Origin of the sequence: Saccharopolyspora hordei, assembly GCF_013410345.1 — a bacterium.
GTDB lineage: Bacteria > Actinomycetota > Actinomycetes > Mycobacteriales > Pseudonocardiaceae > Saccharopolyspora > Saccharopolyspora hordei.
In genome coordinates, this window is record NZ_JACCFJ010000001.1 from 1,648,187 (window position 1) to 1,661,317 (window position 13,131).

Annotated in this window: 12 protein-coding genes; 10 read left to right on the forward strand and 2 right to left on the reverse strand. The window is 72.2% G+C overall.

What is annotated here, in order from left to right:
* Positions 1 to 102: 102 nt before the first annotated feature.
* Complete coding sequence (locus tag HNR68_RS07780) at positions 103 to 819, reverse strand: MerR family transcriptional regulator (RefSeq protein WP_179719035.1); 717 nt, start codon at positions 817 to 819, stop codon at positions 103 to 105.
* A gap of 228 nt (positions 820 to 1,047) precedes the next feature.
* On the opposite strand from HNR68_RS07780, the gene HNR68_RS07785 reads away from it, so the two are divergent.
* The 7 genes from HNR68_RS07785 (at position 1,048) to glcF (ending at position 9,998) form a co-directional block, all read left to right on the forward strand.
* On the forward strand, positions 1,048 to 2,178 hold the full coding sequence (locus tag HNR68_RS07785; protein WP_179719037.1) for a CoA transferase: 1,131 nt from the start codon (positions 1,048 to 1,050) through the stop codon (positions 2,176 to 2,178).
* Positions 2,179 to 2,330: 152 nt separating this feature from the next.
* The gene (locus HNR68_RS07790; protein ID WP_179719039.1) at positions 2,331 to 3,473 is read left to right on the forward strand and encodes an acyl-CoA dehydrogenase family protein; all 1,143 of its coding nucleotides are present in this window, start codon (positions 2,331 to 2,333) and stop codon (positions 3,471 to 3,473) included.
* A 60-nt stretch (positions 3,474 to 3,533) separates the two neighbouring features.
* Positions 3,534 to 4,679, forward strand: a complete 1,146-nt coding sequence (locus tag HNR68_RS07795) for an alkaline phosphatase family protein (protein WP_179719041.1) — start codon at positions 3,534 to 3,536, stop codon at positions 4,677 to 4,679.
* 3 nt (positions 4,680 to 4,682) lie between these two features.
* Complete coding sequence (locus HNR68_RS07800) at positions 4,683 to 5,525, forward strand: oxygenase MpaB family protein (protein WP_179719043.1); 843 nt, start codon at positions 4,683 to 4,685, stop codon at positions 5,523 to 5,525.
* A 425-nt stretch (positions 5,526 to 5,950) separates the two neighbouring features.
* Positions 5,951 to 7,438, forward strand: a complete 1,488-nt coding sequence (locus HNR68_RS07805) for an FAD-linked oxidase C-terminal domain-containing protein (protein ID WP_179719045.1) — start codon at positions 5,951 to 5,953, stop codon at positions 7,436 to 7,438.
* Positions 7,438 to 8,679: an FAD-binding oxidoreductase gene (locus tag HNR68_RS07810; protein ID WP_179719047.1), complete on the forward strand. Its 1,242-nt coding sequence runs from the start codon at positions 7,438 to 7,440 to the stop codon at positions 8,677 to 8,679. Before HNR68_RS07805 ends, HNR68_RS07810 begins: the two co-directional genes overlap by 1 nt.
* Positions 8,679 to 9,998: a glycolate oxidase subunit GlcF gene (gene glcF, locus HNR68_RS07815; protein WP_179719049.1), complete on the forward strand. Its 1,320-nt coding sequence runs from the start codon at positions 8,679 to 8,681 to the stop codon at positions 9,996 to 9,998. The genes HNR68_RS07810 and glcF overlap by 1 nt, the downstream gene beginning before the upstream one ends.
* A 301-nt stretch (positions 9,999 to 10,299) precedes the next feature.
* Here the strand turns inward: glcF and HNR68_RS07820 are convergent, their stop codons facing one another.
* Entirely contained in the window at positions 10,300 to 10,653 is a 354-nt protein-coding gene (locus tag HNR68_RS07820) for a MerR family transcriptional regulator (protein ID WP_179719051.1), read from the reverse strand.
* Between the two features lie 105 nt (positions 10,654 to 10,758).
* Between HNR68_RS07820 and HNR68_RS26460 the strand changes: the two genes are divergently transcribed.
* From HNR68_RS26460 to HNR68_RS07830, 3 genes are all read left to right on the forward strand, one after another.
* Positions 10,759 to 11,106, forward strand: a complete 348-nt coding sequence (locus tag HNR68_RS26460) for an amidohydrolase family protein (RefSeq protein WP_218888226.1) — start codon at positions 10,759 to 10,761, stop codon at positions 11,104 to 11,106.
* Complete coding sequence (locus HNR68_RS07825; protein ID WP_343050455.1) at positions 11,075 to 11,776, forward strand: amidohydrolase family protein; 702 nt, start codon at positions 11,075 to 11,077, stop codon at positions 11,774 to 11,776. The genes HNR68_RS26460 and HNR68_RS07825 overlap by 32 nt, the downstream gene beginning before the upstream one ends.
* Positions 11,777 to 11,910: 134 nt before the next feature.
* Positions 11,911 to 13,125, forward strand: a complete 1,215-nt coding sequence (locus HNR68_RS07830; RefSeq protein WP_179719053.1) for an acetyl-CoA C-acetyltransferase — start codon at positions 11,911 to 11,913, stop codon at positions 13,123 to 13,125.
* Positions 13,126 to 13,131: the final 6 nt, after the last annotated feature.

The following is a 13,131-nucleotide window of genomic DNA, read 5'->3' on the forward strand; positions in this document are numbered from 1 at the left end:
CCCCTCGACGTTCCCCATGCGCGTGATGGTCGTCACGCGATGAAACCGCACGAGGTGCCGCGTTGGCCAGTGGCGCAGCCCACGATCGCTCGGCAGGCCGAATCAGACGTGGTCGCGGATGACGTCGTTGACCGCGCGCTGGAAGCCGTTGACCAGCACCTGGATCGTCAGCGGCCGCAGCTGGTCGGTCGCCGCCCGGACCCGTTCCCGCTCGTCCTGCGGGCGGCCGCGCTCCACGTAGGGGCGTATCACGTTGGCGGCGAACAGCTCGCGCAGCTCGGCGGCGATCTGCGCGGTGTGCTCCTCGACGATGTTCTTGGCCTGCACCAGCATCTCCGACGGCAGGCCCAGGTCGAGGATCTGCAGCCCGACCCCGAGCATCGCGGGGCTGGGCACGCGCAGCTTCTCCGACCCCGGGATGCGCTGCAGGATGCCGAGGTCGACGAGCTGGCCGATCAGCTCGTCGTCCAGGTGTCGTCCGGTGCGGCGGTCGAGCTCGTGGCGGTCGAGGTCCTCGGCGTGCTCGTCGGTCCACGGCGCGATGAGCGCGCGCTGCAGGGCGAGCTCGTCAGGGGAGGCGTCCTCGGGCAGCCGCGCCAGGTGGCGCTCGATCGCCGAGAGCGTGAAGCCGAGTGCCTGCAGCTCGCGGATGAGGTCGAGGCGCGCCAGGTGGTCCCCGCCGTAGAGACCGAGCCGACCGCGCAGGCGCGGCGGCGGCAGCAGGCCCCGCGACGAGTAGAACCGCACGGTGCGCACGGTGACTCCGGCGCGGGCGGCCAGTTCGTCGATGGTGAGCTCTTCGTCCGCACTTCGGAGCATGCGGCAACGGTACCCGGCGACCGCTGTAACACCAACGGTGTCGCACCGGTGCTGTGAGCGCCACCGGTGTGCCTGCCCGCGATCCGCCAGGTGCCGCTGGCCGAGGGAGGCGCCCGGCGGTGCGCAGCGGCCTCCGCCGCGAGCCTTGACGTCTGTAACACCACCGATGTAACACTCAACGCGTCGCGCTTCGTGTGTCGCGCGACACAGGCCGTGGAGGGGTGTGGCGTGACGGGAACAGGTGGGCCGCTGGCCGGGATCAAGGTCGTGGAACTGGCCGGGATCGGCCCGGCGCCCTTCTGCGCGATGCTGCTGGCCGACCTGGGCGCCGACGTGGTGCGGGTGGACCGGCCGACGGCCTCCGGTGGCCAGGGCGACCTGCTCAACCGCGGCAAGCGGTCGGTGCAGGTCGACCTCAAGCACGAGCGCGGGGCGGAAGCCGTGCTCGCCCTCGCCGAACGGGCCGACGTGCTGCTGGAAGGCCTGCGCCCCGGGGTCACCGAACGGCTCGGCGTCGGCCCCGAGCAGTGCTGGGAGGTCAACCCGAAGCTCGTCTACGGGCGGATGACCGGCTGGGGCCAGGACGGTCCCCTGGCACCGACCGCCGGGCACGACATCGACTACATCTCGCTCACCGGCATGCTGCACGCCATCGGTCGCGAGGGCGGGCCACCGCAGGTCCCGGCGAACCTGCTCGGCGACTTCGGCGGCGGCGCGATGTACCTGGCCGTCGGGGTGCTGGCGGCGCTGCTCGAAGCGCGCACCAGCGGCCGCGGGCAGGTCGTCGACGCCGCCATCGTGGACGGTGCCGCGCACCTCGGCACGATGCTGTTCAGCTTCCTCGGCACCGGCGCCTGGAAGACCGAGCGCGGCACGAACCTGCTGGACACCGGCGCCCCCTACTACGACGTCTACGAGACCGCCGACGGCGAGCACGTCTCGGTCGGCGCGCTGGAACCGCAGTTCTACGCCGAACTGCTGGAGCGGCTCGGCCTGACCGGCCAGGTGCCCGACCGCGACGACCCGGCGAACTGGCCCCGGCTGCGGGAGGTCTTCGCCGAGACCTTCCGCCAGCGCACCCGCCAGGAGTGGGCCGAGGTGTTCGAGGGCTCCGACGCCTGCGTCGCCCCGGTGCTGTCCATGACGGAAGCCGAGACGCACCCGCACGTGGCGGCCCGCGGGAGCCTGGTGCGCCGCGACGGGGTGCTGCAACCCGCCCCGGCACCCCGGTTCAGCCGCACCCCCAACCCCGAGCCGCGCCCGGTCGCGACCCCCGGCGCGCACACCGACGCGGTGGCGCAGGACTGGAAGATCCCCCAGGACCTGCTCGACTCGGGCGCGTTCGGCCCGAGGGGCTGAGCCGGTGACAGGAAGGTTCCCATGCTCACCGCCGGCCTCAGCAGCGCCGGTGGTGACAGGAAGGTTCCCATGCTCGCGCCACGACTCGGGCGCGGTGACAGGAAGGTTCCCTTCCTCGCACAACCAGCACGGACGGATGGAGGCGTGAGCCGATGCGCAGGGAGTTGTTCGAGCCCGAGCACGAGGCGTTCCGCGAGACGGTGCGCACGTTCATCAACAAGGAGCTCGTGCCGCACGTCGACGAGTGGGAAGCGGCCGGGGTGGTCAGCCGCGAGTCCTGGCTCGCCGCCGGTGCGCAGGGCCTGCTCGGCTTCGCCGTCGACGAGCAGTACGGCGGCGGGGGCGTCGACGACTTCCGGTTCAACGTCGTCTTCGACGAGGAGCTGGTCGCGGCCGGCATCTCCGGGTTCGGCTCCCCGCTGCACAACGACATCGTCGCGCCCTACCTGGTCAAGCTCGCCAACGAGGAGCAGAAGCAGCGCTGGCTGCCGGGCTTCTGCTCGGGCGAGATCATCACCGCGATCGCCATGACCGAGCCGGGCGCGGGCAGCGACCTGCAGGGCATCCGCACCACCGCGGTGCGCGACGGCGACGACTTCATCCTCAACGGCCAGAAGACGTTCATCAGCAACGGCATCCTCGCCGACCTGGTGATCGTGGTGGCCCGCACCGACCCGGACGCCGGGCACGAGGGCATCAGCCTGCTCGTGGTGGAGCGCGGCATGCCCGGCTTCGAGCGCGGCCGCAACCTGGACAAGATCGGCCAGAAGTCACAGGACACCGCGGAGCTGTTCTTCAACGACGTGCGGGTGCCGGCCGCCAACCTGCTCGGCGAGGAGGGCAAGGGCTTCATCTACCTGATGCAGAACCTGCCGCAGGAGCGGCTGTCGATCGCGGTCGCCTCCGCGGCCACCGCCGAGAAGGTCCTGGGTCTCACCAAGGAGTACTGCAAGGACCGCACCGCCTTCGGCCGCCCGATCGGCAAGTTCCAGCACATCCGCTTCGAGCTGGCGGAGATGGCCACCGAGGTCGAGATCGGCCGGGTGTTCACCGACCGCTGCGTGCGGGACCACGTCCGCGGCGAGCTCGACGCCGAGCACGCCGCGATGGCGAAGTGGTGGCTCAGCGAGCTGAACAAGCGGGTGGTGGACCGCTGCCTGCAGCTGCACGGCGGCTACGGCTACATGACCGAGTACCCGGTGGCCAAGGCGTTCCTGGACTCGCGCATCCAGACCATCTACGGCGGGACCACCGAGATCATGAAGGAGATCATCGGTCGTTCCATGGGGTTCTGACGGCCACGAGCCGCCATCGGCGTCTAGCCCGACGGCGGCTCGCGTGGGAGGTTCGGTGCCATGGACTGGATCGTCGCTCCCGACGCCAACGGACGTGCACTGCCCGACGTCCTGCCGTCCCTGCTGGGCTCCATGGGGCTGGCGGGCTTCACCGACACCATCGGCTTCCCGGAGTGCCGGACCGCCGCGGTGCTGCTCGTCGACGGCCTCGGCCGCGACCTGCTGCGCGACCACGCCGCGGACGCACCGTTCCTCGCCGGTCTGCTCACCGAGTCCCCGCTGACCGCGGGGTTCCCGACCACCACGGTCACCAGCATCACCTCGCTGGGCACCGGCCGGTGCGCCGGGGAGCACGGGCTCGTCGGCTACACCTTCGCCGAACCGACCGGTGGCCTGCTGCACCCGCTGAGCTGGGCCTCCCGGGGCTCGGAGCGCCGCAGCATGCTGGAGAGCTGGCCGCCGGAGCGGGCGCAGCCGACGACCACGGTGCTGGAGCGCGCCGCGGCGGCCGGGGTCGACGTCCGGACCGCGGTGCCCGCGGAGTTCGAGGGCAGCGGCCTGACCCGCGCCGCGCTGCGCGGCGGGGAGTTCCGCGGCCAGCGCGCGCTGGGCGACCTCGCCGCGGAGCTGCTGCACGCGCTCAGCGGGGACGGCCCCGGGCTGTGCTACGGCTACCACGGCCACCTCGACCTGCTCGGCCACGTGCACGGCCCCGGCTCGCTGCCGTGGCGGATGCAGCTGGCCCAGGTCGACCGCCTGGTGGCCTCGGTGGCCGACCAGATGCCGCCCGGTTCGGTGCTGGCGGTGATCGCCGACCACGGCATGGTCGAGGTCGACCCGGCCACGGCCTACGACGTCGACACCGATCCCGTGCTGGCCGACGGGGTGCGGCTGCTCGGTGGGGAAGCCCGCGCCCGGCACGTCTACACCGAACCCGGGGCGGTCGACGAGGTGCTCGCCGCGTGGCGGGAGCGCATCGGCGACGACGGGCTGGTGCTCACCGGGGAGCAGGCCATCGACGAGGGCTGGTTCGGCCCGGTGGTGTCCGACGTGGTGCGGCCGCGCATCGGGGACGTGCTGGCGGTCATGCGCGAGTCCGAGGTGGTCCGCTCGGTCGCCGAACCGGGGGAGAGCGCGTTGCGCGGCCAGCACGGTTCGCTGACGTCGGCCGAGCAGTACGTCCCGCTGTTGGTGCTGGGAGGGTGAGCGGTGGGCGACGAGGGGCTGTTCGGGCCGAGGACGGTGACCTGGCACCTGCACGCCGACCCGGCGATGTGGGTGGCCGGGGTGTGCAGCCTCTTCCTGCAGGCGCTGCACCCGCGCGCCGTCGCAGCCGTGGTGCAGAACTCGCGGTTCCGGGACGACCCGCTGGGGCGCCTGCAGCGCACCGGGAACTTCGTCGCCACCACGACCTACGGCACCACCGCCGAAGCCGAGGCGGTCGCGTCCCGGGTCCGCGCGGTGCACCGCGCGCTGCGCGGCACCGACCGGGAGACCGGGGAGGAGTTCCGGCTCGACGAGCCGGAGCCGCTGATGTGGGTGCACTGCGCGGAGGTCGCGTCCTTCGCCAGCGTGGTGCGCCGCGCCGGGTTCCCGCTGACCATCGCGCAGCTGGACCAGTACTTCGACGAGCAGCGCCGCTCGGCGGCGCTGGTCGGCCTGGACCCCGCCACCGTCCCGGGGTCGACGCGGGCGATGGCGGCCTACTTCGCGCGGGTGCGCCCGCAGCTGCGCCGCACCGAGGACTCCGACCTGATCTACCGGTTCCTGCACCTGCCGTTGTCGTCGCGCTGGCTGCTGCCGGTCAACCTCGGCTACCTGCCGCTGGGGCACCTGGCGTACTCGGTGCTGCCCGGCTGGGCACGCCGCCTCCACGGCCGCCCGGCGTACCCGCCGCTGGTCGTCGAGGCCGGGCTGCGCGCGTTCCGCGCGGCAGGCCTGGCGGTCCCGGACCAGCTGCGCTTCCGCTACCCGGGCGACCACGTCCAGCGCGCCCTCGACCGGCTCGGCGAGGCCGCGGCTCCCGCCCCCACCGCCCCCACCGGCCGGTGAGCACCGGCTCCGGTGGTGAGGATGGGAACCTTCCTGTCATCCCGGAGTCCCCGTACCTGGTCGTGAGTGCGAAGACCGGCTGCAGGCGGTTCCTGCACTCACGACCCCGCTGGGCCGGTGGCGGGTCACCGGCGGAGCAGGAGACGGGAGCCGTCGGCGAAGTCGAGGGACGCGAACGGGTCACCGGCCAGCGTCCGCCCAGCGGCCGCTGGGGCTCGTGAGTGCCGAGACCGGCTCCAGGCGGTCCCCGCACTCACGACGCGCGCCGGGCTGGTCTTGGCGAGGGCAGCGGACGATGCTGGGAGCCGGGCACGACTCGCGGAGAGAACTTGTCGACCTCTTGTATCTATGTCGTGGACAACATATCGTTCCTGCTTGAACGGAACGGATATTCCGCAAGACGGAATCTCTCGGGAGGCTGAGCCATGCAGGCGACCAGCATCGAGACCGAGCGGAGCACGCTCGACCAGGTGGTGCGGCGGTTCCGCGACGTGCTGCCGCCGGACTCGGTGATCACCGATCCGCAGCAGCGGCGCACCTACGAGTGCGACGGCCTGGCCAGCCACCGGGTCGTGCCCGCCGTCGTGGTGCTGCCCGACACCGCGGAGCAGGTCCGCGACATCGTCCGGATCTGCGCCGAGCACGACGTTCCGTTCGTGGCACGCGGAGCGGGCACCGGGCTGTCCGGCGGGGCGCTGCCGCACTCCGACGGCGTGCTGGTGGTGACCGCGAAGATGCGGCGCATCCTGGAGATCGACCTGGACAACGAGCGCGCCGTGGTGGAACCCGGCGTGATCAACCTCGACGTCACCCGGGCGGTCTCCGGGCAGGGCTACTACTTCGCCCCCGACCCCTCCAGCCAGCAGGTCTGCTCGGTCGGCGGCAACGTCGCGGAGAACTCCGGCGGCGCGCACTGCCTGAAGTACGGGTTCACCACCAACCACATCCTCGCGCTCGAAGTGGTCACCCCCGACGGTGAGGTGGTCGAACTCGGCGGCCCGGTGCGCGAGGCCCCCGGCTACGACCTGCTCGGCGCGTTCATCGGCAGCGAAGGCACCCTCGGCGTGGTCACCAAGATCACCGTCCGGCTGATGCGCACGCCCGAGGCGGTGAAGACGTTGCTCGCGGGCTTCCCGTCGACCGACGAGGCGGGCGCGGCGGTGTCGGCGATCATCGCCGACGGCGTCACCCCGGCCGCGATCGAGATGATGGACGCGCTGGCCATCGAAGCCGCCGAGCAAGCCGTCCAGTGCGGCTACCCGGAGGGCGCCGGCGCGGTGCTCGTCGTCGAGCTGGACGGCCCGGCCGCCGAGGTCGAGCACACCTTCGCCGAGGTGCAGCGGCACTGCGAAGCGCACGGCGCGTTCGAGATCCGCGTCGCCGCCGACGACCACGAGCGGGCGATGATCTGGAAGGGCCGCAAGTCCGCGTTCGCCGCGGTCGGTCGCATCAGCCCCGACTACATCGTGCAGGACGGGGTGATCCCGCGGACCGCGCTGCCCGAGGTGCTCGGCCGCATCGCCCGGCTGTCCGCCGAGACCGGCGTGCGGGTGGCCAACGTCTTCCACGCCGGCGACGGCAACCTGCACCCGCTGGTGCTCTTCGACGACTCCGAACCCGGCGCCGGCGAGCGCGCCGAAGAGGTCTCCGGCGCCATCCTCGACCTGTGCATCGAGCACGGTGGCTCCATCACCGGCGAGCACGGTGTCGGCGCGGACAAGGTCAAGTACATGGGCCGCATGTTCACCGCCGACGACCTCGACACCATGCAGCGCGTGCGCTGCGCCTTCGACCCGGCCGGGATCTGCAACCCCGGCAAGCTCTTCCCCACGCCGCGGCTCTGCGGGGAGGCCCCCGGGCGCCGGCGCGGCGTGCACCCACTGACCGAAGCAGGATTGGCGGAGCAGTTCTGATGCCCACGACGACCAAGGACGCGCTGGCGGCTGCGCTGGGCGCGGACAACGTGCGGAACGCCACCGACGCGGACGCGGTCTGCGGCGTCCGTCCACAGTGGGTGGCCACAGTGGACGGGACGGAGAGCGCGTCGGCCGCCATGAAGATCGCCGCCGAGCACGGGCTGCGGGTGGTGCCGAGAGGCAGCGGCAGCAAGCTCGACTGGGGCGCCGCACCGACGCAGGTCGACCTGCTGCTCGACCTCTCCGCGGCCACCGGCATCGTGGAGCACGCCGCGGGCGACCTCGTCGTGCACGCCCTCGCGGGCACCCCCGTCGCGGAGGTCGACGAGACCGTCCGCGCGGCCGGGCAGCAGCTCGCCATCGACCAGCCGCTGCCGACCGCGACCGTGGGCGGCGTGATCGCCACCGGCACCTCAGGTCCGTGCCGCCACCTCTTCGGCGGGGTGCGCGACCTGCTCATCGGCATCACCGTGGTGCGCGCCGACGGCACGGTCACCACGGCCGGCGGCAAGGTCGTCAAGAACGTCGCGGGCTACGACCTCGGCAAGGTCTACACCGGCTCCTTCGGCACGCTCGGCGTGATCACCGAGGCGGTGTTCCGGCTCCACCCGGTGGCCGCCGAGCACCGCTGGATTTCGGCCACCACCACCGACCCGTCGACCGCCGGTGAGCTGGCCGACGCCGTCCGGCACTCCCAGGCCGTGCCCTCGGCGATCGAGCTCAACCGGGCCGAGCCCGACGGGCCGATCACGGTGTGCGCGCAGCTGGAAGGCCGCCCCTCGGCGACGCACGACCGGGCCGCGGAGCTCGCCGCGACCCTCGGGCACGGCGCGGACGTGCTGGAAGCCGCACCCGAGTGGTGGGGGCGCCACCCGTTCGGCCCGGACGGGATCGGCCTGCGCGTGGCGGTCGAGCCGGCGAAGGTGCCGCACCTGCTCACCGCGGTCCGTGACGCGGCAGGCGACCTGCCCGCCACCGTCCGCGGCGCGGCCGGGCTCGGCGTGCTGCACGTCGGCCTGCCCGGCGATGCCGACCCGAGCGCGGTCGCCGACCTCGTCACCGCGCTGCGGGACCGCTGCGGATACGCGGTCGTGGAACGGGCCCCGCTGCCCGTCCTCGCCGAGATCGACCCGTGGGGCCCGGTCGCCCCCGGGCTGCTGACCCTGATGCGTCGGACCAAGGACCAGTTCGACCCGGAGCACCGGCTCGCCCCGGGCCGGTTCGTGGGAGGAATCTGATGACCGAGACCCCGGCCAGCACCGGTGCCTTCGACGCCCACCACCCGCCGCAGCGCGAGCTCATCGACGACTGCGTGCACTGCGGGTTCTGCCTGCCGACCTGCCCCACCTACGACCTGTGGGGCGAGGAGATGGACTCGCCGCGCGGCCGCATCTACCTGATGAAGCAGGGCCTGGAAGGCGAGCCCCTGACCGACACCATGGTCGGGCACTTCGACAACTGCCTGGGCTGCATGGCGTGCGTGACCGCGTGCCCGTCCGGCGTGCAGTACGGGACGCTCATCACCGAGACGCGCGCGCAGGTGGAGCGGCGGCACGAGCGCAGCCGCTGGGAACGCCTCATGCGCACCGCGATCTTCACGCTGTTCCCGTACCCGCGGCGGCTCAAGGCGCTGCGCGGCCCGCTCGCGCTCTACCAGCGGCTCGGCCTGGGCAAGCTGGCCAAGAAGACCGGGCTGATGAAGAAGCTGCCCGAAGGCCTGCAGACCATGGAGTCCCTGGCGCCGCCGATCACCCGCGCGCCGAAACTCGGCCACCGGGTGCCGGCCCGCGGCAAGCGGCGCGCCACCGTCGGCATGATCACCGGGTGCGTGCAGAGCGCGTTCTTCCCCGACGTCAACGCCGCGACGGCGCGCATCCTCAGCGCCGAGGGCTGCGACGTCGTCATCCCGCAGTCGCAGGGGTGCTGCGGCGCGCTCAGCGAGCACTCCGGCCGTGAAGAGGAGGCCGTGAAGTTCGCGCGGGACCTGCTCGACGTGTTCGAGCGGTCCGATGTGGACTACGTGGTCATCAACTCGGCGGGCTGCGGCTCGACGCTCAAGGAGTACCCGCGCCTGCTGCAGGACGACCCCGAGTACGCGGCGAAGGCCGAGAAGTTCTCGGCGCAGGTGCGCGACATCGCCGAGCTGCTGGTCGAGCTCGGGCCGGTCGCCGAACGCCACCCGCTGCCGGTGGAGGTGGCCTACCACGACGCCTGCCACCTGTCGCACGGCCAGGGCATCCGCTCGCAACCGCGGGAACTGCTCCGCGCGATCCCCGGCCTGGAGCTCCGCGAGATCAACCGCGGCGAGCTGTGCTGCGGCTCGGCGGGCGTCTACAACCTCCTCCAGCCGGAACCGGCTCGCGAACTCGGCGACCGCAAGGCCGAGAACGTCCTCGCCACCGGAGCGCGCCTGCTGGTCACCGCCAACCCCGGCTGCTCGATGCAGATCCGCACCGCCCTGGAGCGCCGCGGCGAGCAGCTGGCCATGGCGCACACGGTCCAGGTCCTGGACGCCTCGATCCGCGGCCTGGGTGTGGAGGCCCTGCTGAACCGCTGACCAGGCGGGCACGGCGACTCCCCCCATCGCCGTGCCCGCCCGCCTCCTGGGGGTTCGGACGGATTCCGCACGATCGTGGGATCTTCCGCGGGGACCTCCGCGCGGCGCGAGCATGGGAACTTTCCTGTCACGCGCCGGTCCTCGGTGGTCGGTTCCCGGCGGGAAGGACGCCGCTGTGGCGTGAGGATGGGAACCTTCCTGTCACGCGTGAGCCCCTCCGATGATCGGTGTCGGGCGGGGTCGGCTCCTCAGCTGCGTGAGGATGGGAACCTTCCTGTCACGCGAGCGCAGTCTCACGCCGTCACACGGCGCGTTCGGTCGCGGTGATCGCGCGGTGCAGCACCTGCCTGGCCTGCGCCAGCTCTGCGGCGCGCTGGTCCAGGCGGGCGAGCTGGGCATGCAGCTTCTCCAGGACTCCCGGGCAGGGCTGCAGCGATCCGTCGTCGAGCGTGCACGGCAGCACCTGCCGGATCAGGCTGGTCGGCAGCCCGGCGGCCAGCAGCGTGCGGATCTTGCGCACCGTCTGCTCGGCGTCCTCGTCGTAGTCGCGGTACCCGTTGGGGCGGCGGCGGGCGGTCAGCAGACCGACGCGTTCGTAATGGCGGAGTTGGCGTTCGCTGGTGCCGGTGCGCTTCGCCAGTTCTCCGATCAACATCGCCCCGCGATCTCCCCGCGCTTGACCTTGTCACTGCGTCAAGGTCGAACGCTGGCTCCAGCGACGGCATTCCACCGCCGCACCCGAACTGGAGCAGGAGAGACCGTGATCATCGACGCGCACAGCCACGTGCAGGACCCCGTCCACGACCACATCGCCGCGCTCGACGAGGCCGGCGTGGACCGGGTGGTGCTGTTCCTGTCCCGACCGCACCCCGAGCGGGCCACCGACCTGGCGGGGTTCCGGCGCGAGATGAGCGTGCTGGACCACGTGATCGGTGGCGAGGCCGTCCCTCCGGAGGCCTATCGGGCCGCCTGGCGGGAGCTGGACGCCGCGCTCGCCGCGCACCCGGACCGCTTCATCGGATTCGGTGGGGCCGGACCTGTCGGACGAGCAGATCGCGGCGGCGGTGGAGCGGGACGTGGTCGGCCGCTCCCTGCGCGGCATCGGTGAGCTGTCACCGGTACCCGGCCGGGCTGACCGGGTCGAGCCGGTCCTGCAGGCGGCGGCCGACCACGGTGGGCTACCGGTCGTCGTACACGGGTTCGCCCCGACGACCGCGCACGACCTGGCGGTGCTCGCCGGTCTCGCGCGCCGCTACCCGAGCGTCCCGCTCGTGATCAGCCAACTCGGCGGGCTGAACTGGCTGACGGCCGTCGAGCTGGTCCGCGACACCCCGAACACGTACCTGGAGCTGTCGACGCCCCACATCGTCTTCGCGGTCCGGCTGGCGATCAGCGAGGTCCCGGACCGGACGCTGTTCGGCTCGGACGCGCCCTACGGCGACCCCGTTCTCGCGCGCGCGACAGTGGAACGCGTGACCAGGCCCGGAGAACTGCGCGACCGCGTGCTCGGCGGCAACCTCGCGGAGCTGCTGGACCGCTGCCCTCCGCCGGCTGCCGCTGGAGCATGGGAACCTTCCTGTCACGCAGAGCCGCCGCTGCGTGGGGGTGAGGATGGGAACCTTCCTGTCATCCGGCGGCAGCCCGAGGCCCAGGGACAGCACCTTCCACCACCAGGCCGACTGAGCGTCGTGTCGATGGCCTCGTCCGCCAGCAGTGCCTCGGCCGTGGTGCGGCCCGTCGCGCCAGGCAGGCGCCCGACCCGACCGTCCCCTCGGTGACAGGAAGGTTCCCATGCTCGCACCCGCGGACGGCGGAACGGGTCGAGATGGGGGGTGCGACAACCATTGACTGTGACATCATTGGTGTCACACTCTGGGTGGAGTACCTGCCGCAACGAGGAGGCACGCCGCACATGTCCGAGGCGTTCGTCTACGACGCGATCCGCACACCGCGGGGTCGCGGCAAGAAAACCGGGTCGCTGCACGGGGTCAAACCGATCAGCCTGGTCGTGGGCCTCATCCAGGAGTTGCAGCGCCGCCACCCCCAGTTGGATCCCGAGCTGATCGACGACGTCGTGCTCGGCGTCGTCTCGCCGGTCTCCGACCAGGGCGCGGACATCGCCAAGACCGCCGCGCTGGCCGCCGGGCTGCCGGAGACGGTCAGCGGTGTGCAGCTCAACCGGTTCTGCGCCTCCGGCCTGGAGGCCGTGAACATCGCCGCGCAGAAGGTGCGCTCCGGCTGGGAGGACGTCGTGCTGGCCGGCGGCGTCGAGTCCATGTCGCGGGTGCCGATGGGCTCCGACGGCGGCGCCTGGGCGCTGGACCCCGAGACGAACTACGACACCTCGTTCGTGCCGCAAGGCATCGGTGCCGACCTCATCGCCACCATCGAGGGCTTCGACCGCACCACTGTGGACACCTACGCCGCGGAGTCGCAGACCCGCGCCGCCAAGGCCTGGGCCGACGGCCGCTTCGCCCGTTCCGTGGTGCCGGTGGTCGACCGCAACGGGCTGGTCGTGCTGGACCGCGACGAGCACATCCGCGCCGGCACCACCGTGGACAGCCTCCGCGACCTCAAGCCGTCCTTCGCCGAGATCGGTGAGGCCGGCGGGTTCGACGCGGTGGCGCTGCAGAAGTACCACTGGGTCGAGCGCATCGACCACGTGCACACTGCGGGCAACTCCTCCGGCATCGTCGACGGCGCTGCGCTCGCGCTGATCGGCGGGGAGTCGCTGGGTGAGCGGACCGGGCTGCAGCCCCGCGCCCGCATCGTCTCCGCCGCGCTCAGCGGTGCGGACCCGACGATCATGCTGACCGGCCCCGGCCCGGCCGTGCGCAAGGCCCTCGCCAAGGCCGACCTGACCATCGACCAGATCGACCTGGTCGAGATCAACGAGGCGTTCGCCGCTGTCCCGCTGAAGTTCATGAAGGACTTCGGCGTCAGCCACGACAAGGTCAACGTCAACGGCGGTGCCATCGCCATGGGGCATCCGCTGGGCGCCACCGGGGCGATGATCCTGGGCACCCTCATCGACGAGCTGGAACGCCGCAACCTGCGCTACGGCCTCGCCACGCTGTGCATCGGCGGCGGCATGGGGATCGCGACCGTCGTGGAACGCATCGGCTGAAGGACA

Coding starts and splice junctions, on each gene's coding strand:
- HNR68_RS07780 (WP_179719035.1), bottom strand. CDS start 819: ATGCTCCGAAGTGCGGACGAAGAGCTCACCATCGACGAACTGGCCGCC.
- HNR68_RS07790 (WP_179719039.1), top strand. CDS start 2,331: ATGCGCAGGGAGTTGTTCGAGCCCGAGCACGAGGCGTTCCGCGAGACG.
- HNR68_RS07795 (WP_179719041.1), top strand. CDS start 3,534: ATGGACTGGATCGTCGCTCCCGACGCCAACGGACGTGCACTGCCCGAC.
- HNR68_RS07805 (WP_179719045.1), top strand. CDS start 5,951: ATGCAGGCGACCAGCATCGAGACCGAGCGGAGCACGCTCGACCAGGTG.
- HNR68_RS07810 (WP_179719047.1), top strand. CDS start 7,438: ATGCCCACGACGACCAAGGACGCGCTGGCGGCTGCGCTGGGCGCGGAC.
- glcF (WP_179719049.1), top strand. CDS start 8,679: ATGACCGAGACCCCGGCCAGCACCGGTGCCTTCGACGCCCACCACCCG.
- HNR68_RS07820 (WP_179719051.1), bottom strand. CDS start 10,653: ATGTTGATCGGAGAACTGGCGAAGCGCACCGGCACCAGCGAACGCCAA.
- HNR68_RS07830 (WP_179719053.1), top strand. CDS start 11,911: ATGTCCGAGGCGTTCGTCTACGACGCGATCCGCACACCGCGGGGTCGC.